The organism is Vibrio sp. 05-20-BW147 (genome assembly GCF_013369385.1).
Lineage (GTDB): Bacteria > Pseudomonadota > Gammaproteobacteria > Enterobacterales > Vibrionaceae > Vibrio > Vibrio floridensis.
Genome location: NZ_SZTO01000044.1, coordinates 1 through 2295, shown reverse-complemented (window position 1 = coordinate 2295; position 2295 = coordinate 1). Strand labels below are relative to the sequence as shown.

The following is a 2295-nucleotide window of genomic DNA, read 5'->3' as shown; positions in this document are numbered from 1 at the left end:
GGGATTCATGCCGCGTGGCATTTTTGGTATGCGGCGAGTTTTGGTGATGAGAGTGGTCTGCGGAAGGTTGGTTTTTGCGGCACTCACCCCTTAACGCGGCGTTAGGCCCAAATAGTATACAAGGAAGTTCAATGAGTAAATTAGTGGTTTATTTGTCGGCAATTGTTGTCGCATGTTTAGTGGTAGCAGAGCCCGCATTTGCTGGCCCTGGAGGAAAAATTGCAAGCGTATTATCTGAGACATTCTGGGGAAAGGTAATAATAATATGTTTATTAGTCTTTTTTTCACCGTTTATAGTGTACGCCTTTTGCAAGGAGAAACTAGCTGAGCAACGTGCTAGAAAAGATCTAAGGTTTATGGCTGGCTATAGTGAACTGTTTGAGTGGTTAAAAGTACAAGAAAGAGTCAAGGATTGTTTCTATCGAGTGCATGCTGGTTGGGATAGTGAAGACTTATCGAGTGTTTCAGACTGGATGACAGATTGGTATTGGCAAAATCAGCAGCAAGTACATCTTGAGAATTGGAAAAAACAAGGGTTGGTTAATGTATGTAAGGTAACCCATTTGTCCAAAATTAAGCCGTTACTATTTGTTCATAGGAATCAATCTGTAGAACACGAAGGTTCTATGGTTGTGGTTGCTATTACGGGAGAAACTCAAGATTACCTAATGGTTAAAGAGACAGGAAAAATTGTTGAAGGGAGTAAAAAATTCAAAGATGTCGAAACAATTTGGACTTTGACCTTAACTAATGGGGTTTGGAAAGTCTCTAACATTGAAAGCTGTACGATGTTTATAGATTATGTCAATGAAGCTAAGCATTTACCCAAGATTGAGACTACGGTTGTAAGCGACTTGAGGGCCTAACAAAGCGTTTAAGAGGGACTTGGCACGTGTGGCATTTTCAATTTGCGGTAAGTTTAGTGGTTAAAGTGTGATGCGGTCACTTTTGTATTGCGTGCCTGCGCCCCTTAACGCGGCGTTATGTTCTAGGAGGAAATTCATGATTAGGGAAATCACAAAAGCTGATTTTGAGTCGTTTTGGCCAACATTTTCTGCGGTAATCCAGGCACAAGAAACTTATGCCTTTGACCCAAATATGACGCTAGAACAAGCATTTGCTTTATGGTGTGAATCTCCCCTGAAAGCTTTTGTTTTCGTAGAAAATGACGTTGTACTGGGCTCTTACTACATCAAGCCAAATGCAATGGGGCCAAGTAGCCATATATGTAATTGTGGATACATGGTTTTTAGCAAAGCTAGAGGTAAGGGCATTGCACGCCTTATGTGTGAACATTCTCAGGAAACTGCTCTAGAACTTGGCTTTGATGCCATGCAATTTAACAGCGTGGTCTCTACCAATGAAGTTGCGGTGAAGCTTTGGGAGAAGCTAGGGTTTCAAATCATAGGTACAATTCCCAAGGCATATAAGCATGCTCATCTAGGGTTAGTTGATAGCCACGTCATGTACAAATGGCTACGAACATAACAAGCAATTTAAGAGGGATTCACAACGCTTGGCACTTTTGCTGCTACTTCAGTTTTAGTGTTTATGGCACAATGCTTTAGGTTTGGGTTGAGGCGTTGTTCACCCCTTAATTGGGCGTTAGCACAAAATTTTGCGACGAAAGCGGTGCAATCAGGTGATTACCAAGTTTGGCTTTCGGTTAATATAAAAGTCAAATTTCTAAACGTTAAATGAGCGGATGTTAAAAAAGTACCTACGTATTCCATTGCTACTACTATTTTCTTCAATGTTTTTGCTTCTCGTGTATGTCGCTGTTGCAAGGCCGATGAAGATTGGATTTGGGTGTTATATCTCTCAGAGCTGGGATGTAATTCCTGCGAAGATAATTCACGCAGAAGTTGATTCTATGACATTTGAAGATATGAATCGCCATAGGAAAATCGCCTACGCCCCTAACGTTTCATATGAGTATAACTATGGCGGTAAGGGATATGTAGGTAATCGTTATTCATGGGTAAAATCATATGATAACGATGAGTTGCACGATGAAGCTAAAAGGCTTGTGTATACCAAGGATATAGGAAAAGAAATAAAAATCTTTGTTAATCCTGCTAGGCCTAGTGAGTCTGTTGTAGAGCGGATGTGCGATAGTTCCCATTTCAAAGTGTCTATATATGGAGGCGTTCTCATACTTTCTATCATCAGTATGTTTATAGCTGCATTTGTATTTTCCCGACAAAAAAACGCAATAAATAGTTAGGTAGTGAACTTTTGCGCTAACAAAGCGTTAAAGAGGGATTCATGCAGCGTGGCATTTTTGGTTTGCAG

4 protein-coding genes are annotated in these 2295 nt (G+C 40.6%); all 4 read left to right on the top strand.

Annotation, left to right across the window (positions count from 1 at the left end; genetic code table 11):
• Nucleotides 1-105 (top strand): DUF3265 domain-containing protein (locus FC652_RS19480; RefSeq protein WP_176299832.1); only part of this gene is annotated, 105 nt, incomplete at its 5' end.
• 26 nt (nucleotides 106-131) lie between these two features.
• Nucleotides 132-866, top strand: coding sequence for a Tim44-like domain-containing protein (locus FC652_RS19475; protein ID WP_176299831.1), 735 nt, complete (start codon nucleotides 132-134; stop codon nucleotides 864-866).
• A gap of 136 nt (nucleotides 867-1002) precedes the next feature.
• Nucleotides 1003-1488, top strand: a complete 486-nt coding sequence (locus tag FC652_RS19470; RefSeq protein WP_176299830.1) for a GNAT family N-acetyltransferase — start codon at nucleotides 1003-1005, stop codon at nucleotides 1486-1488.
• Between the two features lie 217 nt (nucleotides 1489-1705).
• Entirely contained in the window at nucleotides 1706-2227 is a 522-nt protein-coding gene (locus FC652_RS19465; RefSeq protein WP_176299829.1) for a DUF3592 domain-containing protein, read from the top strand.
• Nucleotides 2228-2295 lie beyond the last annotated feature (68 nt).

Coding starts and splice junctions, on each gene's coding strand:
- FC652_RS19475 (WP_176299831.1), top strand. CDS start 132: ATGAGTAAATTAGTGGTTTATTTGTCGGCAATTGTTGTCGCATGTTTA.
- FC652_RS19470 (WP_176299830.1), top strand. CDS start 1,003: ATGATTAGGGAAATCACAAAAGCTGATTTTGAGTCGTTTTGGCCAACA.
- FC652_RS19465 (WP_176299829.1), top strand. CDS start 1,706: ATGTTAAAAAAGTACCTACGTATTCCATTGCTACTACTATTTTCTTCA.